The 25,323-nt window shown below is 72.9% G+C and carries 23 protein-coding genes; 4 read left to right on the top strand and 19 right to left on the bottom strand.

Features of this window, described 5'->3' with window-relative positions:
• Positions 1–209 precede the first annotated feature (209 nt).
• The gene (gene lexA, locus OG570_RS46775) at positions 210–869 is read left to right on the top strand and encodes a transcriptional repressor LexA (protein WP_247063137.1); all 660 of its coding nucleotides are present in this window, start codon (positions 210–212) and stop codon (positions 867–869) included.
• 240 nt (positions 870–1,109) lie between these two features.
• On the opposite strand, the gene OG570_RS46780 is transcribed toward lexA, so the two are convergent.
• The 3 genes from OG570_RS46780 to OG570_RS46790 all read right to left on the bottom strand — a co-directional run bounded on the left by OG570_RS46780 (position 1,110) and on the right by OG570_RS46790 (position 4,187).
• Positions 1,110–2,129 (bottom strand): hypothetical protein, encoded by a 1,020-nt coding sequence (locus OG570_RS46780; protein ID WP_442788237.1) that lies wholly within the window; start codon positions 2,127–2,129, stop codon positions 1,110–1,112.
• Positions 2,130–2,194: 65 nt separating this feature from the next.
• Positions 2,195–3,640, bottom strand: coding sequence for a GTPase HflX (hflX, locus tag OG570_RS46785; RefSeq protein ID WP_326947500.1), 1,446 nt, complete (start codon positions 3,638–3,640; stop codon positions 2,195–2,197).
• A gap of 43 nt (positions 3,641–3,683) precedes the next feature.
• Positions 3,684–4,187 (bottom strand): ArsR/SmtB family transcription factor, encoded by a 504-nt coding sequence (locus tag OG570_RS46790; protein WP_326954960.1) that lies wholly within the window; start codon positions 4,185–4,187, stop codon positions 3,684–3,686.
• Positions 4,188–4,248: 61 nt separating this feature from the next.
• On the opposite strand from OG570_RS46790, the gene OG570_RS46795 reads away from it, so the two are divergent.
• Positions 4,249–5,502, top strand: a complete 1,254-nt coding sequence (locus OG570_RS46795) for an MFS transporter (protein ID WP_326954961.1) — start codon at positions 4,249–4,251, stop codon at positions 5,500–5,502.
• Between the two features lie 9 nt (positions 5,503–5,511).
• Entirely contained in the window at positions 5,512–8,034 is a 2,523-nt protein-coding gene (gene valS, locus OG570_RS46800; protein ID WP_326954962.1) for a valine--tRNA ligase, read from the top strand.
• Positions 8,035–8,311: 277 nt separating this feature from the next.
• On the opposite strand, the gene dapF is transcribed toward valS, so the two are convergent.
• Positions 8,312–9,142, bottom strand: a complete 831-nt coding sequence (dapF, locus tag OG570_RS46805) for a diaminopimelate epimerase (protein ID WP_326954963.1) — start codon at positions 9,140–9,142, stop codon at positions 8,312–8,314.
• Positions 9,143–9,151: 9 nt separating this feature from the next.
• Complete coding sequence (miaA, locus tag OG570_RS46810) at positions 9,152–10,051, bottom strand: tRNA (adenosine(37)-N6)-dimethylallyltransferase MiaA (RefSeq protein ID WP_326951460.1); 900 nt, start codon at positions 10,049–10,051, stop codon at positions 9,152–9,154.
• Positions 10,052–10,297: 246 nt separating this feature from the next.
• On the opposite strand from miaA, the gene OG570_RS46815 reads away from it, so the two are divergent.
• Positions 10,298–11,611: a DUF349 domain-containing protein gene (locus tag OG570_RS46815; RefSeq protein WP_326954965.1), complete on the top strand. Its 1,314-nt coding sequence runs from the start codon at positions 10,298–10,300 to the stop codon at positions 11,609–11,611.
• Positions 11,612–11,689: 78 nt separating this feature from the next.
• On the opposite strand, the gene OG570_RS46820 is transcribed toward OG570_RS46815, so the two are convergent.
• The 14 genes from OG570_RS46820 to OG570_RS46885 all read right to left on the bottom strand — a co-directional run bounded on the left by OG570_RS46820 (position 11,690) and on the right by OG570_RS46885 (position 25,317).
• On the bottom strand, positions 11,690–12,163 hold the full coding sequence (locus OG570_RS46820) for an Rv2732c family membrane protein (RefSeq protein WP_326954966.1): 474 nt from the start codon (positions 12,161–12,163) through the stop codon (positions 11,690–11,692).
• Positions 12,160–13,653: a tRNA (N6-isopentenyl adenosine(37)-C2)-methylthiotransferase MiaB gene (gene miaB, locus OG570_RS46825; protein WP_326954967.1), complete on the bottom strand. Its 1,494-nt coding sequence runs from the start codon at positions 13,651–13,653 to the stop codon at positions 12,160–12,162. The genes OG570_RS46820 and miaB overlap by 4 nt, the downstream gene beginning before the upstream one ends.
• Before the next feature lie 60 nt (positions 13,654–13,713).
• Complete coding sequence (locus tag OG570_RS46830; protein WP_326954968.1) at positions 13,714–14,205, bottom strand: hypothetical protein; 492 nt, start codon at positions 14,203–14,205, stop codon at positions 13,714–13,716.
• A gap of 67 nt (positions 14,206–14,272) precedes the next feature.
• A complete protein-coding gene (locus OG570_RS46835; RefSeq protein WP_326954969.1) occupies positions 14,273–14,506 on the bottom strand; it encodes a hypothetical protein in 234 nt (77 codons plus the stop codon).
• A gap of 148 nt (positions 14,507–14,654) precedes the next feature.
• Positions 14,655–15,620: an ornithine cyclodeaminase family protein gene (locus OG570_RS46840; RefSeq protein WP_326954970.1), complete on the bottom strand. Its 966-nt coding sequence runs from the start codon at positions 15,618–15,620 to the stop codon at positions 14,655–14,657.
• Positions 15,617–16,327 (bottom strand): 2OG-Fe(II) oxygenase family protein, encoded by a 711-nt coding sequence (locus OG570_RS46845; protein ID WP_326954971.1) that lies wholly within the window; start codon positions 16,325–16,327, stop codon positions 15,617–15,619. Before OG570_RS46845 ends, OG570_RS46840 begins: the two co-directional genes overlap by 4 nt.
• Positions 16,328–16,352: 25 nt before the next feature.
• Positions 16,353–17,033: a thioesterase II family protein gene (locus OG570_RS46850; RefSeq protein ID WP_326954972.1), complete on the bottom strand. Its 681-nt coding sequence runs from the start codon at positions 17,031–17,033 to the stop codon at positions 16,353–16,355.
• Positions 17,034–17,044: 11 nt separating this feature from the next.
• A complete protein-coding gene (locus OG570_RS46855) occupies positions 17,045–18,397 on the bottom strand; it encodes a class I adenylate-forming enzyme family protein (protein WP_326954973.1) in 1,353 nt (450 codons plus the stop codon).
• Positions 18,394–18,861 carry a hypothetical protein gene (locus tag OG570_RS46860; protein ID WP_247063069.1) on the bottom strand — a complete coding sequence of 156 codons (468 nt, stop codon included), beginning with the start codon at positions 18,859–18,861 and terminating at the stop codon, positions 18,394–18,396. Before OG570_RS46860 ends, OG570_RS46855 begins: the two co-directional genes overlap by 4 nt.
• Positions 18,854–20,011, bottom strand: coding sequence for a beta-ketoacyl-[acyl-carrier-protein] synthase family protein (locus tag OG570_RS46865; RefSeq protein ID WP_326954974.1), 1,158 nt, complete (start codon positions 20,009–20,011; stop codon positions 18,854–18,856). Before OG570_RS46865 ends, OG570_RS46860 begins: the two co-directional genes overlap by 8 nt.
• Positions 20,005–21,237, bottom strand: a complete 1,233-nt coding sequence (locus tag OG570_RS46870) for a beta-ketoacyl [acyl carrier protein] synthase domain-containing protein (protein WP_326947480.1) — start codon at positions 21,235–21,237, stop codon at positions 20,005–20,007. The genes OG570_RS46865 and OG570_RS46870 overlap by 7 nt, the downstream gene beginning before the upstream one ends.
• On the bottom strand, positions 21,234–22,511 hold the full coding sequence (locus tag OG570_RS46875) for an MFS transporter (RefSeq protein WP_326947479.1): 1,278 nt from the start codon (positions 22,509–22,511) through the stop codon (positions 21,234–21,236). Before OG570_RS46875 ends, OG570_RS46870 begins: the two co-directional genes overlap by 4 nt.
• Positions 22,508–22,765: an acyl carrier protein gene (locus OG570_RS46880; protein ID WP_247063063.1), complete on the bottom strand. Its 258-nt coding sequence runs from the start codon at positions 22,763–22,765 to the stop codon at positions 22,508–22,510. Before OG570_RS46880 ends, OG570_RS46875 begins: the two co-directional genes overlap by 4 nt.
• The gene (locus OG570_RS46885; RefSeq protein WP_326954975.1) at positions 22,762–25,317 is read right to left on the bottom strand and encodes a non-ribosomal peptide synthetase; all 2,556 of its coding nucleotides are present in this window, start codon (positions 25,315–25,317) and stop codon (positions 22,762–22,764) included. Before OG570_RS46885 ends, OG570_RS46880 begins: the two co-directional genes overlap by 4 nt.
• Positions 25,318–25,323 lie beyond the last annotated feature (6 nt).

The following is a 25,323-nucleotide window of genomic DNA, read 5'->3' on the forward strand; positions in this document are numbered from 1 at the left end:
ACAGATGTTTGAAATCGTCGTGCCCGGGGGCTAACGTCGGTGACCAGGGCATCTGCCGGGCAGATGCCGCCGGCGAGGCTGCCCGCACCCAGCGGACGGCGGCCGGCGCGCATACGTGCAGCGAACGTCTGGGAGGCGACGCAGTGGCGAAGGAGAACAAGGCGGGCAGGACCAGTGGGTCCCCCGGGGGCACCGGAAAGGTGGCCTCCATGCCCGAGGTGTACGACGTGGACGACGCCCTCACCGTCCGCCAGCAGCAGGTCCTCGACGTGATCCGCTCGTGGGTGAGCCGGTTCGGCTACCCGCCGAGCGTCCGCGAGATCGGCGAAGCGGTGGGCCTGACGTCGACGTCGTCGGTCTCGCACCAGCTGCGGGCGTTGCAGCGCAAGGGGTACCTGCGCCGGGACGCGAACCGGCCGCGCGCGGTCGGCGTGCTCTCCGCGACCGACGACAACCCCATGGGCATCGAGATGGACCAGCAGCCGGTCATGCCGAAGGCGGCGTACGTGCCGCTGGTCGGCCGGATCGCCGCCGGTGGCCCGGTGCTGGCCGAGCAGTCCATCGAAGACGTCTTCCCGCTGCCGCGGGAGATCGTCGGCGAGGGTGAGCTGTTCCTGCTCAAGGTCACCGGCGACTCGATGATCGACGCGGCCATCACCGACGGCGACTGGGTCGTGGTCCGGCAGCAGCCGGACGCGGACAACGGCGAGATCGTCGCCGCGATGATTGACGGCGAGGCCACGGTCAAGACGTTCAAGCGCAAGGGCGGCCACATCTGGCTCATGCCGCACAACGAGGCGTACGAGCCGATCCCCGGCGACGACGCCACGGTGCTCGGCAAGGTTGTCGCGGTGCTCAGGCGGTTGTGACGAGGGGCGTGAAACGCGGGCGGAGTCTGCTCGCGGAGAGCGCTCGCCAAGCGTTTCCCGCCCGTGTCTTCTGGGGGTGCAACCCCAGACCCCGCCCGGGGGCGAGCCCCCGGACCCCCACCTCGGTCGCCCTGGTCTGTCGGCCAGGGTTTCGCACCGCCGAGGCTGGGATTGAGTTTCACCGGATCGAGTGGTCTTGGCCGTGGGGAGCCAAGCCCGTGAGACTCGGCCCGTAAAGAACTAGCGGCGGCTTCGGCGGCGTAGCTTGCCGAACCCGAACCAGCCGATCCCGACCACCGCGAGCGTGATCCCCGCGGCGGGCAGGATGGGGAGCCCGGCCCCGTCCCCCGCCGAACCGGGCGTCGCGCCGGTGCCGGTCGAGGCTTTGCCCGCCGCCGGTGCGCCGGACTGCGCGGCCAGAGCGGCCGCGCCCCGCACCGCGCGGAGGGGCTGGCCGACCCCTTCGCTGCCCGAGAGCAGCGTGCCGTCGGGATCGAACGCGATCGCCTCGCCCTGCTTCTCCCCCGGCAACGGGATCCGGACCGGGGTGCGCTGCAGCGCGGCGAGGACATCGCCGTCGGGTGCGGCGTAGAGGTAGGCGTCGGTGTAGGTGCGCAGCGCGACGACGGTGCCGTCGGCCGTGGACGCGCCGCCGGTGACCAGCACCGAGCCGATGGACCCGACCGGGCCACCCTGCGTGTCGGTGGTCTCGATCTTCACCGAGCCGACCTTCTCCAGGTTGGTCGGCCCGGGGCTGGCCAGCGGGCCGGACGGCCGGTAGACCTTCGCGTCGCCGAGGACGTCCTTGGTGATCAGGTACGGCGTCCCCGCCTTGTCCATGATCAGCGCTTCGGTGTCGTGCTGGCCGTCGGGGTAGGTGAGCCGGTGCAGCGTGAGCCTGCCCTGCGGGCTCAGCTCGAGCAGCGCGACGGTCAGCCGGCCCTTCAGGTTGTCGCCGGTGTCGGACAGCCAGAGCCGCCCGTCGGGCGTGCGCGCTAGGTCCTCGACGTCGAACGGGTCCGTCTTGTCGGTGAGGACCTTCTGCACCTTGCAGTCCCGGCCGAGCACGAACACCTGGACCTTGGTGCCGCCGTCGTTGATCGCGTAGAGGTGGTCGCCGTCGGACACGAGCCCGGACAGCTCACCGAGGCGCGAGTCCTTCACCGTGCACAACGGCTGAGGCGTCTCCGCCGCCGACGCGGGCACCGGTCCGCTCAGTAGAGCCAAGAACCCCGCCGCAACCGCGACCGCCACGCGCAACCCAGCCACCTCCGAAAACATTCCAGTGTGCGATCACCACGACCGCACACTGGAATGTAGACGTCTCAGGCCCTGGTCGAGTTGGTCTCGTACTCGCGCAAAGCCGCGGCGAAATCCGGGCGGACCCGCACCAGCAGGCGCGTGCCCTCCTCGACGTGCTCCTCTTCCAGCACTTCGCCGTCCGAGTGCGCCCGCGAGACCAGCTCGCCGTGCGCGTAAGGCACCAGCACCTCGACGGTGACCTCCGGCCGCGGCAGGCGTTCGGCGATCACGTCGACGAGCGCTTCGATGCCCGCCCCGGTCCGCGCCGAGACCTGCACCGAGCCGGACAGGGCGTGCCGCAGCCGGGCGAGGGTGACCTCGTCGGACGCGTCGGTCTTGTTGATCACCAGCAGCTCCGGCGGGAGCGGCTCCTTGCGCTTGCGCGTGATCTCGCCGAGCACCTCGCGCACGGCGCTGACCTGCTCCTCGGGTGCCGGGTCGGACCCGTCCACCACGTGCACCAGCAGGTCCGCGTCCGCGGCCTCTTCCAGCGTCGAGCGGAACGCGTCCACCAGCTGGTGCGGCAGGTGCCGCACGAACCCGACGGTGTCGGTCAGCGTGTAGGTGCGCCCGTCCGCCGTCTGCGTGCGCCGCGTGGTCGGGTCGAGGGTGGCGAACAGCGAGTCCTCCACCAGCACCCCGGCGCCGGTCAGCGCGTTGAGCAGGCTCGACTTGCCGGCGTTCGTGTAGCCGACGATCGCCACGCTGGGCACCTCGTTGGCCACCCGGCGGCCGCGCTTGGTCTCGCGGATGGTGTCCATGGCGGCGATCTCCCGGCGCAGCTTCGCCACGCGCTTGTTGATCCGCCGCCGGTCGGTCTCGAGCTTGGTCTCACCGGGACCACGCAGGCCCACGCCGCCGTTCGCGCCGCCGGCTCGCCCACCGGCCTGCCGGGACAGCGACGCACCCCACCCGCGAAGCCGCGGGATCAGGTACTGCAGCTGGGCCAGCTCGACTTGGGCCTTGCCCTCCTTGGACCGGGCGTGCTGGGCGAAGATGTCGAGGATCAGCGCGGTCCGGTCGATGACCTTGACCTTCACCTTCTCCTCGAGCTGCCGCAGCTGGCCCGGCGAGAGCTCGCCGTCGCAGATCACGGTGTCGGCGCCGGTGGACCCGACGATGTCGCGCACTTCCCGCACCTTGCCCGAGCCGATGTAGGTGGCCGGGTCCGGCTTGGTCCGCCGCTGGATGAGACCTTCGAGGACTTCCGAACCCGCGGTCTCGGCCAGGCGCGCCAGCTCGGCCAGCGACGCCTCGGACTGCAGGGCGGTGCCCTCGGTCCACACGCCGACCAGCACGACCCGCTCGAGCCGCAGTTGCCGGTACTCGACTTCGGTGACGTCGTCGAGCTCGGTGGAGAGCCCCGCGACCCGGCGCAGTGACGCCCGGTCCTCGAGCTCCATCTCGCCCGTGGACAGCTCGGCGTCGTACGGGTCCTCGTGGTCTTCGGTGTGTGTCAGATCTGTCATCGTGCCTCCATGGTCCCACGTTTCGACGCGGGAACCGAACTCTTCAGCTGCTCGGATAGGTGGCGAGGTAGATCGCGGTGCGTTCCGCGCCGGGACGGCGCGGTCGTGCGCGAAACTCCTCGAGGAGGGCGTTCAGCCGGTTGTCCAGCTCTTCGCGCTCGTCGGGGGCCACCTGGACGACCAGGCGTGACTGGTGCACGCCCTCGAACCCGGTTTCGGCGATCTCGGCCAGGTAGGCCTCGAGCACCGCCTCTTCAACGCCCCGATCACCGCATGAGTCGAGTGTCCACGAAAGTCCGGTGGAGAGGTAGGGAATTTCCTTGGCGCCCCGGGTGCCGCGCCGTGGCGGCTGCGCCGCCAGGAAGCCGGTTTCCACGAGCTTGCGCACGTGGTGCAGGGTTGTCGCCGGGTCACGGCCGAGCCGTTCGGCGAGCTCCTTGTTCGTCAGGGCGTCCGAGAAGGTCAACCGGATGATGCGCAGCCGTATTCCGGACGCCAGCGCGGCGGCCTCGGCTTCGGTCGCGGTACGTCGTTTCGAAGGCTGCACCCGCACAGCCTAGAACGGCAGTGATTGACACTTTCCAATCACTCACGGCACACTCGGGCCCATGTCCAGGGGGTCACTCTTCTTCCACGCCGATTTCCGGCGGCTGTGGGCCGGCGACACGGCCAGCCAGTTCGGCACGTTCGTCGGCAACACGGCCATCCCGCTGCTCGCGGCCGTGACGCTGGCCGCGACGCCGTTCGAGATGGGCCTGCTCACCGCGGCCGAGACACTCGCGTTCCTGCTGATCGGGCTGCCCGCCGGCGTGTGGGTCGACCAGCTGCGGCGCCGCCGGGTCATGCTCACGGCCGACTTCACGCGGTTCGCCCTGCTGCTCAGCGTGCCGCTCGCCTGGTGGGCCGGGGTGCTGACGCTCGCGCAGCTGCTGGTCGTCGTGCTGCTCGTGGGCGTCGCGACGCTGTTCTTCGACATCGCCTACCAGTCGTACCTGCCTTCGCTCGTCGGCCGGGAACACCTCCTGGAGGGCAACGCCAAGCTGCAGGCCGTCCAGTCGGTCGCGCAGATCGCCGGGCCGAGCGGCGCGGGCGTGCTGGTCCAGCTGGTCAGCGCCGCGAACACCGTGCTGATCACCGGCTTCGGCTACCTGACGTCGGCGCTGTGCCTGCTGCGCATCCGCGCGAGCGAACCCGAGCCGGAACCCCGCGGCCACACCCGGCTGCTCCCGCAGATCGCCGAAGGGCTGCGGTTCGTGTTCTCCGACAAGCCGTTGCGGGCGATGGTCGCGACCACGGCGACGGCGAACTTCTTCCACGGCGCGTTCAGCGCCGTGCAGGTGCTGTTCCTGACGCGGACCGTCGGGCTGGCGCCGGCCGCGGTCGGCGTGCTCCTGGCGGTCGGCGGCGCCGGCGGGATCCTCGGCGCGGTCTGCTCGGGCGCGGTGACCCGGCGGATCGGCCAGGCGCGGGCGATCTGGCTGGTCCCGCTGTTCACCATGCCGGCCAACCTCGTGTTCCCCTTCGCCGGGCCGGACTGGCGGCTCGGGCTCGCCGGGCTCGGCGCGGCGATCGGCGGGTTCGGGATCATCATCTACAACGTCGCGCAGGTGTCCTACCGGCAGGCGATCTGCCCGGACCGGCTGCTCGGCCGGATGAACGCGAGCGTGCGGTTCGTCGTCTGGGGCGTGATCCCGCTGGGCGGGCTGCTGGGCGGCGCGCTCGGCGAGGGACTCGGGCTGCGCGGCGCGACGTGGGTGGGCGTGGCCGGCGAAGTGGCCGCGGTGCTGTGGGTGGTCTTCTCACCGCTGCGGCACATGCGCGATCTGCCGACCACGGCGAAAACGGGTTCCGGCGCCGCCTAGAGTTGCTTCATGAACACTCCTATCGAGCGCCCACAGGTTCCGGACAAGGTCGGTGTCGACGGTCTGGAGGCCAAGTGGGTACCCGTATGGGAGTCCACGGGGACCTACCGGTTCGACCGCACCAAAACCCGTGACGAGATCTACTCGATCGACACCCCGCCGCCGACGGTCAGCGGGTCGTTGCACATCGGGCACGTCTTCTCCTACACCCACACCGACGTCCTCGCGCGGTTCAAGCGGATGCGCGGGTTCGAGGTCTTCTACCCGATGGGCTGGGACGACAACGGCCTGCCGACCGAACGCCGGGTGCAGAACCACTTCGGCGTCCGCTGCGACCCGTCGCTGCCCTACGACCCGGACTTCGAGGCGCCGGAGAAGCCGGGCAAAGACACCGTCTCGATCTCGCGGCGGAACTTCGTCGAGCTGTGCGAATCCCTGACGGTGACCGACGAAAAGGTCTTCGAAGGGCTGTGGCGGCAGCTCGGGCTGTCCGTCGACTGGACGATGACCTACCAGACGATCGGGCACGACTCGCGGCTGATCTCGCAGCGCGCGTTCCTGCGCAACCTCGCCCGCGGCGAGGCCTACCAGGCCGAAGCGCCGACGCTGTGGGACGTCACGTTCCGCACCGCCGTCGCCCAGGCCGAGCTGGAGGACCGCGAACGCCCCGGCGCGTTCCACGACCTCGCGTTCACCGCGCCCGACGGGTCCGACGTCGTCATCGCGACGACCCGGCCCGAGCTGCTGCCCGCGTGCGTCGCGCTGGTGGCGCACCCGGACGACGAACGCTTCAAGCCGCTCTTCGGGACCACCGTGCGGACGCCGGTGTTCGGCGTCGAGGTGCCCGTGGTGGCGCACCACCTGGCCGACCCGGAGAAGGGCCGCGGCATCGCGATGGTGTGCACCTTCGGCGACACCACGGACGTCACGTGGTGGCGCGAACTGCGCCTCGCGACGCGCGTGGTGCTCGGCCGTGACGGCCGGTTCCTGCCCGACGCGCCGCACGGCGTGCCCGCGGAGGCCTATGCGCCGCTGGTGGGCAAGACCGTCCACACGGGACGCGAGATCCTGGTCCGCCTGCTGCGCGAAGCCGGGGCCCTGCGCGGCGAACCGCGGCCGATCACGCACTCGGTGAAGTTCTACGAGAAGGGCGACAAGCCGCTGGAGATCGTCGCCAGCCGGCAGTGGTACCTCCGCAACGGCGGCAGCGACCCGGCGTTCCGCGAGAAGATGCTGGCCCGGGGCGAGGAACTGACCTGGGTGCCGAAGCACATGAAGGTCCGCTACTCGTCGTGGGTGACGAACCTCGCCGGCGACTGGCTGGTCAGCCGCCAGCGGTTCTTCGGCGTGCCGATCCCGTTGTGGTACCGGCTCGACGCGAGTGGTGAGCCGGACTACGACGCGCGTCTCCTGCCCGACGAGAGCGCGTTGCCGGTGGACCCGAGCAGCGACGTCCCGCCCGGCTTCACCGAGGACCGGCGGGGCGTGCCGGGCGGGTTCGTCGCCGAGGCCGACGTGATGGACACGTGGGCGACGTCGTCGCTGACCCCGCAGATCGTCGGCCGCTGGAGCCTCGACGACGACCTGTTCGAGCGGGTCTTCCCGATGGACCTGCGGCCGCAGGCGCACGAGATCATCCGCACCTGGCTGTTCTCGACGGCGGTGCGCGCGGAGCTGGAGCACGGCGTGCTGCCGTGGCGGGCGGCGTCGATCGCCGGCTGGGTGCTCGACCCGGACCGCAAGAAGATGTCGAAGTCCAAGGGCAACGTCACGACGCCGGTGGACCTGCTGGAGCGGTTCGGCTCGGACGCGGTGCGCTACTGGGCGGCGAGCGCGCGCCCCGGCGTCGACACGGCGGTGGACGAAGGCCAGATGAAGGTCGGCCGGCGCCTGGCGACGAAGCTGCTCAACGCCAGCCGGTTCGTGCTCGGCCTCGGCGTGCCGTCCCCGTCCGCGGCGGTCACCGAACCGCTCGACCGGGCCCTGCTGGCTTCGCTGGCTGTCGTCGTCGAGCAGGCGACGGCGGCGTTGGAGACGCTGGACTACGCGCGGGCGCTGCAGGTGACCGAGACGTTCTTCTGGACGTTCTGCGACGACTACGTCGAGCTGGTGAAGGGCCGCGCGTACGGCGACAGCGGCGCCGCGGGAGCTGCGTCGGCCCAGGCGGCGCTGGTCACGGCGTTGTCGGCGGTGCTGCGGCTGCTGGCGCCGTTCCTGCCGTTCGCGGCCGAGGAGGTCTGGTCGTGGTGGCAGCCGGGCTCGGTGCACCGGGCGCCGTGGCCGGTCGCTGCGGCTGTCGACGGTGATCCCGCCTTGCTGACGCTGGCGGGCGAGGTGATCGCGGCGGTGCGCCGGGCGAAGACGGACGCGAAGGTCTCGATGCGCACCGCGGTGGAAACGCTGACGGTGACCGGGCCGGCGGAGGTGCTGGAGCGGTTCGCGCGCATCGAGCCGGACATCCGGCTGGCGGGCGCGATCGCCGACGTCACGACGCGCGACGGTGAGCTGGCGCTGGACGTGACCGTCGGCTGACGCCGGGGGCCGCCGTCAGGAACCGGCGGCGGCCCACTGGTTCGCGTATCCGCCTCTTGGCTCAACTCGCGAGAAGGCGCGTTGCGAGCCACCACCGGGATACCCCGCCGGCGCTTGTTGATGCCGCCTGGGCCGGATGCCGCGGTCCACAGCGTTGCCCGGACACCTACCCTCACACGAATACGACGAAGTCCTGATTGCGGACCCGAGGTCGTTCACGTCCGGGCGTTTGTCACGGATGCCTGTTTCCGCCTCCCGGCGCGGCAGATCGCCGCCGTCAGGAACCGGCGGCGGCCCACCAGGCTTCGTCGATCTCGCCGCGGGCCACGATCTCCGCCGGGCCCGACAGCGTCGACGCGCCGCGGGACACCGTCACGTCCACCCGGCCGCCCGGAATGTCCACTGTGGACGCTCCGGTGTCGGTGCCCGCCAGGTGGAAGGCCGCGGCCACCGCGGCGACCGTGCCTGTGCCGCAGGCGCGCGTCTCCCCCACCCCGCGCTCGTGGACGCGCATCCGCAGCGCGCCCTCGCCGAGGCGGTTGACGAACTCGAGGTTCACGCCGTTCGGGAAGACGTCGTGGTCGAAGTCGGGCTGGTCGCGCAGGTCCAGGTCCCGGACGTCGGTGTCGTCGAGCACCGTGACCAGGTGCGGGTTGCCGACGTCGACGGCCACGCCGGAGAACGGCCGGCCCGCGACCACGGTGACCGACGTGCCGGTGATCGTCGCCGGTCCCATCCCGACGGTCACCGTGCGATCCGGGTGCACCACCACCGGGCGGTCGCCGGCGCGGGTGCCGACGACGAACTCGCCCTCGGTCACGAGCCCGGCATCCACGAGGTAGCGGGCGAAGACGCGCACGCCGTTGCCGCACATCTCCGCGATCGAGCCGTCCGCGTTGCGGTAGTCCATGAACCACTCGCCCTCGGAGGCGATTTCGAGCGCGTCGGCCCGGACGATGCGGAGCACGCCGTCGGCCCCGAGGCCGCGGTGGCGGTCGCACAGCGCGGCGATCCGGGCCTCGGTCAGCTCGAGGCAGCCCGCCGCGTCGGGGAGCAGCACGAAGTCGTTCTGCGTGCCGTGCCCCTTGAGGAACTCGATTCCGCCCATGGGGCAAGGTTACCGGGCCAGGGTATCCAAGACGCGTGCGGCCAGCCCGGCTTCGGCGCCGTCGAACCAGTGGATCCGCTGGTCGCGCCGGAACCAGGAGCGTTGCTTCCGGACGAAGCGCCGGGTGGCCTGCGCCGTCGCCGCGGCGGCGGCCGCGAAGTCGCCCTCGCCGTCCAGCTCGGTGATCACCTGCTGGTAGCCGAGCGCGCGCGACGCCGTCTTCCCGTCGCGCAGGCCGCGCGCCAGCAGCTCGCGGACCTCGTCGACGAGGCCGGCCTCGAACATCAGGCGGACGCGCTCGTTCACGCGCTCGTCGAGCTCCTCGGGCGCGCGGTCGACACCGATCACGACCGTGCCGTAGCGGGCCGGCCCCGGCTTCGGCAGGTTCGCGGAGAACGGCTCCCCGGTGATCTCGATGACTTCCAGCGCGCGCACGATCCGGCGGGTGTTGGTCGGCAGGATCGCGGCCGCGGCGACCGGATCGCGTTCACCCAACCGGGTGTAGAGGGTCGGCGTGCCCAGTTCGGCCGCCTCCGCGTCGAGCCGCGCGCGCACGGCCGGGTCGGTGCCCGGGAAGCGCAGGTCGTCGAGCACCGCCTGGACGTAGAGCCCGGAGCCGCCGGTCAGCACCGGCACCCGGCCCGCGGCCAGGAGCCGTTCGACCGCGGCGCGGGCGTCGCGCTGGTAGGCCGCGACGGACGCCGTCTCGGTCACGTCCAGCACGTCGAGCAGGTGGTGCGGAACACCACGACGTTCCTGCTCAGTGGCTTTCGCGGTGCCGATGTCCATGCCGCGGTAGAGCTGCAGGGCATCGGCGTTGACGACCTCCCCGCCGAGCTTCAGCGCCAGCTCCACGGCCAGCGCCGTCTTGCCGGTGGCCGTCGGCCCGACCACCGCGACCGGGCGGATCGGGGGCGGGGCGGCGGGGCTGGTCACGGCGGCTGACGATACCGGCGTCCCGACACGGAGCGTCCACCGGAAGTAGGATCACGAGCTTCGAGTAGCTCATCCGGTACCACGGTGCGCGCTGAGCTGCTTGAATGCCGCGTGGAGGCCGTAGCATCCGAGCACGGCCCGTGACGACCGCATTACCCGGCCCCGCCGCACCGGCGGGGCGCCCGCGCCAGCGGGCGTACAGGCGATAAGGAGCCTGCGATGGCCCAGGAGAACACTTCCACCGGTACCCCGGCCCCGCACCCGGTGCCGCACGCGCTGCACACCGGGCACGCCGCACCGCCCGTGCCGCCCGCCGAGCCCACCCCGTCCACCTGGGGCCGGGTCGACGAAGAGGGCACGGTCTACGTCATCACGGCCGAGGGCGAACGCGCCGTCGGCGTCTGGCAGGCAGGCAGCCCCGACGAGGGCCTGGTGCACTTCGCCCGCCGCTTCGACGACGTGCGGACCGAGGTCGAGCTGCTGGAGACGCGCCTGGCGTCGGGCGCCGGCGACCCGAAGCACGCGCTGTCGAGCGCCACGCAGCTGCGCGACGGGCTGGCCGAGTCCGCCCTGGTCGGTGACCTGGCCGCACTGGGCGCGCGCCTGGAGTACGTCATCGGGCACGCCGAGAAGGCCCTGGCCAGCGCGAAGCAGGAGCGTGAGGAAGCCCGCGCCGCGGCCGTCACCCGCAAGCAGGAGCTGGCGGAGGAAGCCGAGAAGATCGCCGCCGACTCCACCCAGTGGAAGGCGGCCGGCGACCGGCTGCGCACGATCCTGGACGAGTGGAAGACGGTCAAGGGCGTCGACCGCAAGACCGACGACGAGCTGTGGAAGCGGTTCTCCAAGGCCCGTGAGGGCTTCAACCGGCGTCGGGGCTCCCACTTCGCCGAGCTGGACAAGCAGCGCGCGTCGGCCAAGACGCGCAAGGAAGAGCTCATCGCCGAGGCCGAGGCCATCAGCGAGTCCGACGACTGGGGCGACACCGCGGGCCGCTACAAGGACCTGATGACCGAGTGGAAGGCCGCCGGCCGGGCTCCGAAGGACAGCGACGAGGCCCTGTGGCAGCGCTTCCGCGCGGCGCAGGACAAGTTCTTCGCCCGCCGGTCCACGGTGTTCTCCGAGCGCGACGCCGAGTTCTCGACGAACGCGTCCCGCAAGGAGGAACTGCTGGTCGAGGCCGAGAAGATCGACGCCGGCTCGAACCTCGAAGCGGCGAAGAACGCACTGCGCAAGATCCAGGAGCAGTGGGACGAGATCGGGAAGGTCCCGCGCGAGCGCATCCGCGAGCTGGACGGCCGGCTGAAGGCGGTCCAGGACTCGGTGAAGTCGGCCGAGGACTCCCGCTGGCGCCGCACGGACCCGGAGGCGCAGGCCCGGGCCGCGCAGTTCCGCGAGCGCGTCGAGCAGTTCGAGAGCCAGGCCGAGAAGGCGCGCGCGGCGGGCGACGAGCGTCGCGCCAAGAAGGCCGACGACCAGGCCGCACAGTGGCGCGAGTGGCTGCAGGCCGCGGAGGCGGCCATCGCCGACCGCTGAGTCGTCCCCGGAAGTGCCGTGAAGGCCTCCTTACCGGCTCTTATGGCCGGAAAGGAGGCCTTCACGGCTTTCGGGTGTTTACGAGCGGGAGAAGGCCGTGCGCATCCACTGGACGGCGAGGCAGATCATCGCGATCCAGGCGATGATCAGGCCGGCGCCGGGTCCGCCACCGGCGGCTCCGGGGGCGTGGGACGACTGCTGGGACCAGATGGCCAGGAGGCCGTCGACCGAGGCGAACCAGCCGCCGGCGGCGCAGACCCAGGCCAGCCACCAGCGGCGCGTCACCAGCGCGAGCGCGGACGCGACGACGCCGACGGCGGTCGACGTCGCGGCGAACAGCTGCGGGATGCCGCCGCCCTCGCCGGCCAGCACCTGCCAGCCGGCGTGGTCGCCGACCCAGGGCAGCAGCAGGCAGCCGAGCAGCACGAACGTGAACACCGCGATGGTGAACCCGCGCCGGCCGAGCTCGACGGTGCGGGACGCCTGCTGCCCGACCTCGTCGATCTCGGCGGCCAGCTCGTCCAGCTCGCCGGACTTCTGCGATTCGGTCACAACGCACACCCGCTCACCGGTTCGGGCCGGACCGCCGGGGCACCGAAGCCCGGCAGGCCCAGCGTGACGCCGTTGGTCTTGGGCCGCAGCCCCGCCTCGGCGTTGTCGCCCGCACGCGTCCGCCGGTGCGAGACCAGGTCCCCGTCGGCGACCATGTGGTGCGGCGCGCCGTAGGTGACGACCGTCTCGACGATGTCGCCGGGCCGCACGCCGCGATCGACCGCCGGTCCGGTCGGCGCGAAGTGCACCAGCCGGCCGTCACGGCCGCGGCCGCTCATCCGGTGCGTCTCGGCGTCCTTGCGGCCCTCGCCGTCGGCGACGAGCAGCTCGACGCGGCGGCCGACGATCTTCTTGTTCTCGTCCCAGGAGATCTTGTTCTGCAGCTCGACCAGACGCTCGTAGCGTTCCTGGACGACCTCCTTGGGCAGCTGGCCGTCCATCGTCGCGGCCGGCGTGCCGGGGCGCTTCGAGTACTGGAAGGTGAACGCGCTGGAGAAGCGGGCCTGCGCGACGACGTCCAGGGTCGCCTGGAAGTCCTCCTCGGTCTCGCCGGGGAAGCCGACGATGATGTCGGTGGTGATCGCCGCGTCGGGCATCGCCGCGCGGACCTCGTCGAGGATCTTCAGGTAGCGCGCGGAGCGGTAGGACCGCTTCATCTCGCGCAGCACCCGGTCGGACCCGGACTGCAGCGGCATGTGCAGCTGGTGGCAGACGTTCGGCGTCTCGGCCATCGCGTCGATGACGTCGGAGGTGAACGCGGCCGGGTGCGGCGAGGTGAACCGGACGCGCTCCAGGCCGTCGATGGCGCCGGTCGCGCGCAGCAGCTTGCCGAACGCCAGCCGGTCGCCGAACTCGACGCCGTAGGAGTTCACGTTCTGGCCGAGCAGCGTGACTTCGAGCACGCCCTCGGCGACGAGCGCCTCGACCTCGGCGAGGATCTCGCCGGGCCGCCGGTCGCGTTCCTTCCCGCGCAGGGCGGGCACGATGCAGAAGGTGCAGGTGTTGTTGCAGCCGACCGAAACGGACACCCAGCTCGCGTAGGACGATTCGCGGCGCGCGGGCAGCGTCGACGGGAAGGTCTCGAGGGATTCGAGGATCTCGACCTGGGCCTCGGCGTTGTGCCGCGCCCGCTCCAGCAGCACCGGCAGCGACCCGATGTTGTGCGTCCCGAACACGACGTCCACCCAGGGAGCCCGCTTGACGATCTCCCCGCGGTCCTTCTGCGCCAGGCACCCGCCGACGGCGATCTGCAGGTCCGGGTTGGCGGTCTTGTCGGGCCGCAGGTGCCCGAGGGTGCCGTAGAGCTTGTTGTCCGCGTTCTCCCGGACGGCACAGGTGTTGAACACGATGAGGTCGGGCTTGGCCCCGCTGTCGACGGGCACGTAGCCGGCCTCTTCGAGCTGCCCGGCGAGGCGCTCGGAGTCGTGGACGTTCATCTGGCAGCCGAAGGTGCGGATCTGGTACGCCCTGGGTGCCTGTGTCTCGGTCATCGCTGACCAGGGTAACCCCGGGTTCGGGTGGGGTGGCCGCCCGGGCTTCCCGCCCCGGCCCTACGAGCCGAGCAGGCCGATCACCGCGGCCGACTTCGGTTCGTCGAGGAAGCGCAGGCCCATGAAGTTGTCGCCGGGCGTGAAGCCGGGCAGTGCCCAGATCGCCTCGTACGGCAGCTCGACGGACCGGTAGCGGCGCAGGCTGTAGACGTTGCTCCACAAGCACTTGCCGGGGCCGGGGCGCCAGAGCCGCCGCGCGAAGGCGGGGTTCCGGAAACCGTGCCCCACCTCGGCGGTGGCGCGCACGTGCTTGCCGCCGGTGAACAGCACGACGTCGCCGGTGGTGACGGTGTCCATCCGGCGGTCGTACTTGTCCTTCGCGCCCCAGAACCGGGCGTGCCCGCCTGGGTGCAGTGCGTTCAGGCGGGCGAGGTCGGCCGGGTCCAGCAGCTCGGCGTACTCGCCGATGGAGACGGACCGCTCCAGGGTTTCCGCCCCGTACCGGCGGGCTTCCGGGGTGCCGTAGGACGGCTGGATGAACACCTGGGCCACGCCGGGCACGGTACCCGGGGACCCGCCCGGTTCGCGCAACACCACCCGCCGGCCCTTCGGCCACCGGTCAGATCCGGTGGTCGGGGTGACACCATCCGGTGAGCCGGTCCATCAGGTCCAGCACGTGGTCTTCAGCCGGGTCGTCGTAGTCCCGCGCGCGGCCCGCCGTGGTCCGGATCTCCAGGCGCGCCGCGCCGCAGGCGCGGAGGACGGCCTCGCGGACGGCGCCGGCCGCGAGCGCCGACGTGGCGATGCCGACCAGCTGCGGATGGGGATCGCCGTCGGCGTGGGCCGCTGCCACCAGGGCAAGGGTCATTGCGCGGTCGGCTCCCGAGGCCGACTTCCGCAGTGGTTCCGCCAAGGGGTCTTCGTCGTGCATCGTCCGAGTGTGGCTCATGCGCACGCCGTAGTGCGCGGCCTTTTCGCGGCCGTGGCGCTGCGCCGGACGGTCAGTACTCGACGCGGGTGCCTGCTCCCGTCTCCTTCGCGCGGGCGTACACGAACCTCGCCGCCGCGAGGTCTTGGATGGCCAGGCCCACCGACTCGAACACCGTGATCTGCTCCTCCGACTCGCGGCCCGGTGCCCGGTCCAGCAGGACGTCGCCCAGGGGTGTCAGATCCACCGTTGCTCCCTCGCGGGCCGCGAATACGTAGTCGCCCGCTTCGTGCGTTGCCGACTCCAGGGAATCCACGAAGACCCGGGACGACGCCATCGTCGCGGTGTCCAGTTCGCGCGTGTGGGGGACGCAGGAGCCGATCGCGTTCACGTGGGTGCCTGGGCTCAACCACGAGTGCCGTAATAACGGTGAGACCGCGTTCGTCGCCGTGATCACGACGTCCGCCGTGCGGACGGCGTCTTCCGGGGAGGAGGCGACGACCACCGGTAGGTCCAGTTCCGCCGACAGGGCAGCGCATACGGCTCGCGCGTCCGAGCGGGTCACCACCTGGACCCGGCGCAGGGGACGCACTGCCGCCAGGGTGCGGATGTGGGCCGCTCCCTGGACGCCGATGCCGAAGATCGTCACGTCTGTCGCGTCCGAGCGGGCCAGGGTCTCCGTGGCCACCGCCGTTGTCGCCGGGGTGCGCAGTTCCGTCAGGACCGAGGCGTTCAGCAGGGCGAGAGCCTCTCCTGTCTCGCCGCTGAACAGCACCATCGCGCCCTGGTGGGCGTCCAGGCCGCGGGCTGTGTTGCCCTCGAACAGGCAGACGATCTTGACGCCGTAGCCGTCCGTGCCGGTGTACGCCGGCATCATCGCCAGGAGGCCCGCCGCGCCCTCCGGGGCTACTACCGGCCGCAGTGGCTGGTGCGCGTCGCCGCGGGAGAGGGCCTTGAGGGCCTCGCGCATCGGCGCGAGGCCCTCCTTCGGCGGGAACGACGCGCGGACGTCGGCCCCGGAGAGCACCAGCAGGGTCATCGGGTGCCGGCGCCGAACAGCTGCTCGTCCAAGCCCTCCGGGCGGACGGCTTCGGGGATCGAGCGGGTGTAGTAGTTCATCGTGACCACCGCGCGCAGGGTGTCGTCGGTCCGCAGCGGCTGGACGTAGTGCGGGTGGAAGCGCGCGTCGAAGAAGAACAGCTGGCCGCGGCGCGGGTAGATGACGGCCGCGTCCGCGTCCACTTCGGACACGTCGCGGGCGTGGCGGTTGCGGGAGACGACCAGGCCGCCGCCGGTCTCCTCGGTGCAGTCGGTCAGGTACAGCAGGCCTTCCACCGGGTTGCTGTCCACGTGGCACGGGTAGCGCATGGTGATGCCGCGCTGCACGTTGAGGCTCAGCGCGCGGTTGGCCGTGCTCGTCAGTTCGAGGGGCTCGTCGGCGAGGCGCTCCCCCAGCTGCCGGAACCAGCCCGTGTACAGCTCGTTCACCCACGGCGCCTGCTCGGCGAGCACCGCGCCGTCGACGGACTCCAGCGGGATGACGGCGTCGGCGGTCTCGCGCGCGGTCGTCATCGTCGGGCGGAAGCTGCGGCGGGCCGCCTGCCGGCGCGCGACGTCGAGCAGCTCGTCGATCCAGCCGGCGGGCAACGCGCTGCCGACGTCGTAGATGTGCCAGTGGAACGGCAGGTCACGCGGCGGGGTCCAGCCTGCGAACAGGCCGGCGGTGTGGTCGATCGTGGCCGACATGGGTTTCTCCTTCGGTCAATCGTCCTCAGTGGACGCTCACATGCGCCCGCAGCAGCGCGGCCACCTCGGCCGGCCGCTGGAACGGGAAGTGGTGGCCGCCGGGGAAGGCGGCCGTGCGGAACCGCGCAGCGGTGTAGCGGGCCCAGCCGCCCACCGCGGCCGCCGGGGCGGACAGGTCGTCGGCGCCGTGCCAGGCCAGCAGGTCGACCGGCAGCGGCTCGCCCGGCTCCGGCCGGTACTCCGCCACCAGGCGCAGGTCCGCGCGCAGGGTCGGCACGAACAGCCCGCGCATCGGCGAGTCCCGCGCGCCGGGCTCGACGAACCCGGCGGCGGCGAGCGCGTCGAGGAACTCGTCGTCGTCCGCGATCGCGACGAGCCGGGCGAACTCGCTTGCCGAACTCAGGTGCGGCGGCCGGGCGCCGGCGACGACGACGAACTCGGGACGCGGCCAGGCTTCCGTGGCACAGGCCAGACGGGCCATCTCGTAGGCGATCAGGCCGCCCATGCTGTGCCCGGCCAGCGCGTAACGGCCGTCACGCGGGATGCGCTCGGCGAGCCGGGCGGCCGTCTCGACGAGGGTCGACACCGGGGTGTCGCGGCCGCGCAGGTTGAGCGGGCGGACCGTGACGTCCGGGGCGAGCGCCTCGACCCACGGGCGGAAGGCCCGGGCCGAGCCGCCGGCGCCCGGCACGCAGAGCAGTTCCACGGGTCCCTCCCCTACTTGTGCAGGCTGCCGGCCGTGACCGGGTGCACGGTCAGCTCGCCGGGGCGCTCGTTGGGCGTCAGCAACGGGTACAGCGTCCGCCGTACGTCCTTTTCGGACAGTGCGCGGGTCTCGTCGACGTAGAGCGCGAGAGCCAGCGCGCCGGCGTGCTCGTCCGCGGGCGGCGTGACGATCGCACGCAGGACGCCGTCCAGCGACTCCGCCGCCTTGCGGACCGAGGACAGCGAGACCTTGTCGCCGCGCACGATCGCGAAGTCGGAGATCCGCCCGGTCAGCCACAGGTAGCCGTCGTCGTCGAGGCGGCCGACGTCGCCGGTGGCGATGGTGTCCGCCGCGACGAGCTTGCCGCGCGACACCCCGCCTTCGACGCCGACCTTGGCCCGGTACACCGTGTCGGCCGTGACCAGCACCTCCTGCTCGGCCGGGCCGCGGCCCGCGTCGCGCAGGCCCAGCCGGACGCCGTCGATCGGCGTCCCGGCCGAGGCGTACCGGGCCGGCGGCTCGCGGTGCGCGGCCAGCGTCGACACCCGCGGCCCGGCCTCGGTGAGCCCGTAGGTCAGGTACAGCTCCAGGTCCGGGTTCGCGGCCAGGAGCCGGCCGGTGCGGGCCGGGTCGAGCGCGTGGCCGCCGACGCCGAGCGCGCGCAGGCCGCGGGGCAGCCGGCCGCCGTCGGCCTGCAGGTCGGCGACGAGCAGCGGGGTCAGCGCGGACACGGTGACGTCGTGGGCCGCCACGACGTCGCGGTAGCCGGCCGGGGTGAACGGCGGGCCGGTGACGACCAGCGACGCGCCCGTGACGAGCCCGGCCAGCACCTGCGCGACGAGCGCGTAGGAGTAGTGCATCGGCAGCGTGACCAGCATCCGGTCGGCCGGTCCGAGCCCGATGCTGCGGGCGTGGCGCGCGGCGTTGCGCCGCAGCGCCGTGATGTCGTGCAGGCAGCCGGTGGCCATCCCGGACGTGCCGGAGGTCAGCAGGATCGCCTGTCCCGGCCGGTGGGTGCGGACCGGCCCGGCGTCCAGGCGGGTGACGGTCACCTGGTCGGTCTCGGTGCCTGGGCGGACCAGCGCCGTGGCGCCGAGCCGCCGGGCGGTCGCGCGCAGCCGGGACGCCGGGGTCGACGCCGCGAGCAGCGTCGGCACCAGGCCCGCGAGGACCAGCGCGAAGAACACCCGGATCAGCCGGGTGCCGTTGGGCAGCGCGACCAGCACGACGGAGCCGGGGGCGAACCCGGCCGCGGTGAACCGGTCCGCGAGCTCGCCCACCCCGGCGCAGGCGCCGGTGGCGCCCGGCCAGGTCGTGCGGGCGAGCAGGTCTTCGACCTCGCGCGCCGTGACGCCGGTGTTCACGCCGCCTCCAGGAGTTCGCAGGTGCCGCGGTGGGTGCCCGACCGGTCGACCTCGTGCGTCACGAGCAGCACCGCGGGCGCCGCGCCGGTCAGCCACCGGCCGGCGAGCACCCGCGCGACGGGCACGCCGTCGACCGGCGGCATCGTGAGCAGCAGGCTCGGCCCGTGCAGCCCGAACTGCAGGCAGCTCAGGCCGATGAGGGTGCCGGGGCTGGCCGCGACGAACCGCAGCGGCGAGACCACTTGCTTGACGACTTCGGCGGCGACGCGGCGCAGCGTGTCGCCGGTGGCGTACTCGCTGACGCCGAGGACGCCGACGGGCTCGTGCTCGCCGGGCCAGTCCCGCAGGACCTGGCCCACGAGGTCGCACACCAGCCAGGCGGCCGGGTCGGCGTAGCGGACCCGCGCCCCCGGTGGCCGGGGCGCGTCCGGGGCGCGGGTCCCGGTGGCGATCGGCTCAGGCATCGGCGTCGTCCCCCCGTTCGAACAGCACGCAGGTGTTGAACCCGCCGAACCCGAGGGTCAGGCTGATCCCGAAGTCGCCCTCGACAGCGTGCGGGACGTCCCGGGCGACCGGCAGCCGCAGCTCCGGCATCGGCCGGGTCAGGCCGAGGACGGGCGGCACAGTCCGGTCGCGCAGGGCCAGCAGCAGCGTGATGGCCTCGACGACGCCGGTCGCGCCCAGCGAGTGCCCCAGCGCGCCCTTCGTCGCGAACACCACCGGTGGCCGCGGCAGGTCGCCGAACAGCCCGGACAGGCAGGTGGCCTCGGCCTCGTCGTTCAGGACCGTCGCGGTGCCGTGGGCGTTGACCACGGCGACGTCGGCCAGGCTCAGCCCGGCGGCTTCGACGGACCGGCGGACGGCTCGCGCGGCGGCCTCGCCGTCGGGTTTCGGCGCGGTCATGCCGGCCGCGTCGTTGGTGGAGCCCCAGCCGCGCAGGAACCCGAGCGGGCGGGCGCCGCGGCGCCGCGCGGACTCCAGCCGTTCGAGGACGACGCAGCCCGCGCCGTCCCCGGGCAGCATCCCGGACCGGTCGGCGTCGAACGCGCGGTGCGTCGAGGGGGACAGCGTGCCGAGCAGCGAATGCCCGAGCCGCTTGCCCTTGGTCAGCAGGTCGACGCCCCCGGCGACGACGACGTCGGCGTAGCCGGCCTCCAGCAGCTCGCCCGCGACGGCGATTGCGTCGGAGCCCGACGAGCACGCCGTGGACAGCGACACCGGCGGCCGGCTCAGCCCCAGCCGCTTGCCGGCCTCGGCGACCCAGTCGTGCAGCGACCCGGGGTCCGCGTCGTCGATGTGCGGCCCCAGGCTGGTGCCGAGGACCAGGACCGGGTCGGCGGCCTCGGCGCGCAGCCCGGCGTCGCGCAACGCGGCTTCGGCCGTGGCCGTGGCGAGCTCGACGTGCCGCTCGCGCGGGCTCCCCGGCGCCGGCCCGCCCGGCAGCAGGCCGGCGACGAAGCTGCGCAGCACGTTCGCGCCGGGCACCACCCGCAGGCCGGACCGCCCGGCGAGCAGGCCGGTCCACACCTCGTCCAGGCCGGCGCCGAGCGAGGTGTGCCAGGCGGCCCCGGTCACGCAGAGCGTCCCGGCCCGGCGGCGGTCCGACGTCAGCACGGGACCTGCTCGACGACCGCGAACGCGTTGGTGCCCCCGATCCCGGCCGACATGACCCCGGCGCGGCGCGGCCCGGCGGTCGCCCAGTCCCGGCCCTCGGGCAGGATCGAGAACCGGTCGCCGCCCGCGGTCAGCTCCTCGATCGCCTCGGTGGTGTTCGGGGTGGCGGGCAGGAACCCGTGCTCCACGGCGAACGCCGTCTTGATCAGCGCGGCCAGCCCGGCGGCGGTGTCGGTGTGCCCGATGCTGGCCTTGACCGACCCGACGGCCAGGGGCTGCCCGGCGGACCCGAGCGCCTCGGTCAGCGCGGTGGCCTCGATCTGGTCGTTGACCGGGATGCCGACGCCGTGCGCCTCGACGTACCCGAGGTCCGCGCCGGTCACCCCCGCGCCCGCCAAGGCCTGGTCGACCACGCGAATCTTGCCTTCGACGCCGGGGATCGTGAAGCCGGCCTTCTGCTTGCCGTCGTTGTCGACGGCGGTCGAGCGGATCACGGCGTGGATCGGGTCGCCGTCGGCCAGCGCGTCCTCGAGCCGGCGCAGCAGCACCGCGCCGACGCCGTCGCCGGGGACGGTGCCGGTGGAGGCGCGGTCGAACGGCCGGCAGACGCCTTCGCTCGAGTAGATGCCGTTCGGGGTGTACCCGTAGGTGCCGTCGGTGTCCATCACGGCGACGCCGCCCGCGAAGGCGTAGTCGCTGGCGCCGAGGCGCAGGCTCTGGCAGGCCAGGTGCACCACGACGAGCCCGGTCGCGCACGAGGCGTCCACCATGATGCTTTCGGCGCGCAGGTCGTGGAAGTAGGAGAAGTGCGGGCCCGCGAACGTGGCGTCACGGTCCACAGTGGACTCGAAACTGCCCCGCTCGACGTGCTTGGTGCGCGCCACCCCGGCGTAGACGGCGGTCGTGTCGCCGATGTCCGAGAGCCGCACACCGGCGTCCTCGGCCGCGGCCCACATCGCCTCGTAGAGCATGCCGTGCTGCGGGTCGCGCTCGGCGGTCTCGCTCGTGTAGCCGACCAGGCCTGCGTCGTAGAGGTCGCGGTCGGGGATGAAGCCCCACGCGGCGATGTCGCGCGGGCCGTCCCCCGGCGGCACGGGCGCGCCGCGGGTGAAGCGGTCGCGCCCGGCGCGCAGGTTGTTCCAGAACTGCGTGGCGCTCGCGGCCCCGGCGTAGCGGCAGCCCACCCCGACGATCGCGATCGCGTCGGATCCCTGTGTCCGGCTCATGCGGCGCTCTCCATTTCGTCGACGGTCTCGGGCGCGGGTGCCGCCTGCTGCGCGGGCAGCGTCCGGCGCAAGGTCAGCACCAGCAGCGTCGCGACGGCGCTGAGCACGATCATCACGACGACGAACACGGCCCCGGTCCCGAACGACAGCAGCGCGCCGGCCAGCGCGGGGCCGATCACGGCGCTGGTGGACAGCGTGATCGAGAACAGGGCGTTCGCCCGGCCGCGCAGGTCTTCGCTGACCGCGTTGTTCAGCAACGTCGTCAGCAGCGGGACGACCAGGGACTCGCCGATGGACAGCAGGATCACCGCGACCGTGGCCAGCACCAGCGCCGTCGTGCCGTCGTGGCGCCCGGCCAGCAGCACGAACACCCAGCAGGCCGCGAACATCACGCCGCTGGCGCCGACCAGCAGCGTCCGGGAGAACCGTTCGAGGTGCGGCATCACGGCGAACTGCACGACCGCGCAGAGGATGATGTTGACGGCGAAGGCGAACGACAGCCCGCTCGCGGTGATGGCGCCGGTCTGGGTCAGGTAACCCGGGAGGCCGGCGCGGAACTGGCCGAAGGACACCAGCGCGGACAGCAGCAGCACGGCCAGCAGCGCCAGCAGGCTCGGCGAGCGCAGGACGGCCCGGTAGGTGCCGCGGACGGCGCCGGCCAGCTTCCGCTCGGCCTGGTGCGCCCGGTTCGGCAGCACCTTCACGGTCGCGACGGCCATCACGAAGAACGTCGCCGCGTCGATGGAGTACATCAGGAAGTACCGGCCGACCGGGCTGAGGAACGCCAGCGCGGCGAACACCCCGCCGAGGATCACGCCGATCCCCATCGCGACGTTCAGCACGCCGTAGTCCGCCGAGTACGCGGTTTCGCGCTGGTCGGTGCTCGTGGTCGCGCCGTACGCCGCGCGCACGGCGGTGCCGACGCCGCTGATGCCGAAGCCGAACACCACCGCGGCGGCGACGGCGACCCAGGCCTGCCCGGCGAAGGCGAACAGGAGCGTGCCGACGCCGGCGTTGACGTTGGCCAGCGGCACGACGACGTTGTAGGGCAGCCGGTCGAGCAGCGCGCCGTAGGCCAGGCCGCCGAACACCGCGGCGAACGCCTGGATGGCGAGCGTCGCGGCGGGCACCCAGGTGGGCAGGTGCCGGACCTCGGTGAGGTAGATCCAGAGGAACGGCATCACCATGCCCGCGCCGAGCGCGCTGATCCCGTTGGTGGCGATCAGCCAGCGCGCGGCCCGCGGCAACGCGGCGATCCGGCTCAGCCCCTTCATGCCGCGTTCGCCTCCAGCCGGGCGGCCAGCGCGGCGACCAGCGTCGACACGGTCTGGTGGTCGAAGAGCATCCGGACGGGCAGCCGGGTGCCGACCTCGCGGCCGAGCGCCGCCATGACCCGCGTCGCGCCCAGCGAGTTGCCGCCGACCGAGAAGTAGAAGTCGTCGTCGGTGAACCGGTCGTGGCCCAGCACGCGGACCCAGGTCCGGCGGACCAGGTCGGTGAGGTCGGGCTGCGGGTGCGGTGTGGTCACGGCTGGGCTTCCTTCTCTTCGGGCTCTTCGGGCTCTTCGGACTTCTCGGCGAGGTGGGCGGCGAGACGGCGCGGCGTGGGGTGGCCGTAGAGGTCACGGATGCCGACCTTCAGACCGGCGTCCCGCAGCGCGGCCAGGGTCTTCGCGGCGAGCAGGGAGTTGCCGCCGGAGTCGAAGAAGTGGTCGTCGGGGCCGATCGCGGCCCCGAGCACCGCCCGCCACGCACGCAGCACGACGTCTCCGTCTCCGTCTTCGGCCGGCGCCGCGGCCGGGGTGCCGCCCAGGACGGGGGCGGGCAGCGCCGCTTCGTCGAGCTTTCCGTTGACCGTCAAGGGAAGCGCGGGCACGGCGGTGAACGTCGAAGGGACCATGTACTCGGGCAGCAGAGCCGCCGCCCGGGTCCGCAGGCCCGCCGGGGTGCCGTCGGTGAGGACGACGTAGGCGTCGAGACGGGCCTCGGCCGTGCCCGGGGCGGCGAGCACGACCGCGGCCGCGACGACGCCGGTCTCGGCCAGCAGGACCCTGCGGATCTCGTCCAGCTCGATCCGGTAGCCGCGCAGCTTGACCTGGCTGTCGAGGCGGCCGAGGTGCTCCAGACGCCCGTCCGGCAGCAGGCGGCCGAGGTCGCCGCTGAGGTAACGCCGACGTCCGCTGCCGGTGACGAACCGTTCGGCCGTCAGGTCTTCCCGGCCCAGGTAGCCGTGGGCCAGGCCGGCGCCGCCGACGGCGATCTCACCCGGCACGCCCGGGGGCAGCGGCCGGTGGCGCGCGTCGACGACCTCGATCGCCCAGCCGGGGATGGCGTGACCGACCGAGCGCGACCCGGCCAGCGCGGCCGCGCGGGTGACGGTCTGCGCGGTGACGTGCACCGTGGTTTCGGTGATGCCGAACATGTTCACCAGCCGGCAGCGCGTCTCCGGGTACCGGTCGAACCACGGCAGCAGCGCGAAGGCGTCGAGGGGCTCGCCGCCGAAGACGACCAGCCGCAGCGGGAGGTCGTCGAAGTGCCGCAGCTGCGTCTCGGTCACCTGCGCGAAGCTCGACGGCGTCTGGTTGAGGACGGTGACGCGCTCGTCCCGCAGCAGCGCGGCGAACTCGTCCGGCGAGCGCCGCGTCCACTCGGGCACGACGACCAGCCGGCCGCCGGTGAGCAGGCAGCCCCAGATCTCCCAGACGGAGAAGTCGAACGCCACGGAGTGGAACCACGTCCAGACGTCGGTGGCGCCCAGCCCGAACCCGGGCGCGGTGCCCGTGACCAGGTCCACGACGTTGCGGTGCGGGACGACGACGCCCTTGGGCCGCCCGGTCGAGCCGGAGGTGTAGATGACGTAGGCCGGGTCGTCGGGTCCGGCCAAGTCGGCCGGCACTTCGCCGTCGGCGGGCAGGTCCGCCGCGGTCACCGCGGGCCGGCCGGGCAAGCGGGCCACCGCGGCGTCGTCGGTGACGACCAGCGCGAGCCCGGCGTCGTCGGCGATGTAGGCCAGCCGGCCGTCGGGGTAGGCCGGGTCGAGCGGGACGTACACCGCGCCCGCCCGGAGCACGCCGAGCAGCAGCGCGACCAGGTCGGCGCCGCGCTCGTGCACGATCCCGACGCGGTCGCCGGGCCGGATCCCGCGGTCCCGCAGCCCGGCGGCGAACCGCCCGGCCCGCGCGGCCAGTTCCGCGTAGCCGAACCGGCCGTCCTCGCCGGACACGGCGGGCGCGTCACCGCGGCGCGCGACCTGCTCGGCGAAGACGTCCGTGATCGTGCGCGGGCTCGCCGTGGTCACCGGCGGCGGCGTGGCGACGGCTTCGAAGGCGATGTCGGCGAGCGGCCGGTCTTGGTCTCCACTACGCAGCTCCGCGAGCACGGCGGTGAGCTGCCGCCCGAGCTGCGCGGCGGCCCACGGCGCGACGGCGTCCGCGGCGAACCAGGCCGTCGCGCGCCCGCCGGTGACCTCGACGGTCAGCGGGTACGGCGTGCCCGGCACCGAACGGATCCGGTGCGGCACCGGCGTTTCCTCGGCCAGGACGCCGACGGTGGGTACGGCACGCGTGGACCCGGCCGGCGCGGTGGCCGCGTGCTTGCGGAACACCGCCACCGGCTGGTCCTCGTCGACGGTGATGAGCGTGGCGCCGCCGGGCACGCCGATGGCCAGCGTCGCGGCACGCGCGTAGCGGCTGAACACGAGGCCGAGCGCGGCGATCACGTCGTCGGCATCAGCCGGGCCCAAGTCCACAGTGGACGGCTTCGACGACCCGGCCAGGTGCGTCAGCGGATCCCGGACGGCCGCGACGTCCGGCAGCGCACTCGCGAGCTGCGGTTCGACAGCGGGCGTGGTCACGACCAGCTCGCGCACACCATCCACATAGGACAGCACCACGAATCGGGGCCTGCCGGCGATCCCGCGGCGCAGCTCCCGCTCGCGCCACGGGTCCGCGTCGGCCGAGGCCAGAGGGACGCGCTGGAACCACACGCTCGCGCCCGCTTCGGTGGCTTGGACGCGGACGGCTTCGTCGCCGAGCCCGGCCGGCAGCCGGTACAGACCGGCGGACGCGAGGATGTTCGACACAGCTCC

It is taken from the genome of Amycolatopsis sp. NBC_01286 (genome assembly GCF_035982555.1).
GTDB lineage: Bacteria > Actinomycetota > Actinomycetes > Mycobacteriales > Pseudonocardiaceae > Amycolatopsis.

Coding starts and splice junctions, on each gene's coding strand:
- lexA (WP_247063137.1), top strand. CDS start 210: ATGCCCGAGGTGTACGACGTGGACGACGCCCTCACCGTCCGCCAGCAG.
- hflX (WP_326947500.1), bottom strand. CDS start 3,640: ATGACAGATCTGACACACACCGAAGACCACGAGGACCCGTACGACGCC.
- OG570_RS46795 (WP_326954961.1), top strand. CDS start 4,249: ATGTCCAGGGGGTCACTCTTCTTCCACGCCGATTTCCGGCGGCTGTGG.
- valS (WP_326954962.1), top strand. CDS start 5,512: ATGAACACTCCTATCGAGCGCCCACAGGTTCCGGACAAGGTCGGTGTC.
- dapF (WP_326954963.1), bottom strand. CDS start 9,142: ATGGGCGGAATCGAGTTCCTCAAGGGGCACGGCACGCAGAACGACTTC.
- OG570_RS46815 (WP_326954965.1), top strand. CDS start 10,298: ATGGCCCAGGAGAACACTTCCACCGGTACCCCGGCCCCGCACCCGGTG.
- miaB (WP_326954967.1), bottom strand. CDS start 13,653: ATGACCGAGACACAGGCACCCAGGGCGTACCAGATCCGCACCTTCGGC.
- OG570_RS46840 (WP_326954970.1), bottom strand. CDS start 15,620: ATGACCCTGCTGGTGCTCTCCGGGGCCGACGTCCGCGCGTCGTTCCCG.
- OG570_RS46845 (WP_326954971.1), bottom strand. CDS start 16,327: ATGTCGGCCACGATCGACCACACCGCCGGCCTGTTCGCAGGCTGGACC.
- OG570_RS46860 (WP_247063069.1), bottom strand. CDS start 18,861: ATGCCTGAGCCGATCGCCACCGGGACCCGCGCCCCGGACGCGCCCCGG.
- OG570_RS46870 (WP_326947480.1), bottom strand. CDS start 21,237: ATGAGCCGGACACAGGGATCCGACGCGATCGCGATCGTCGGGGTGGGC.
- OG570_RS46875 (WP_326947479.1), bottom strand. CDS start 22,511: ATGAAGGGGCTGAGCCGGATCGCCGCGTTGCCGCGGGCCGCGCGCTGG.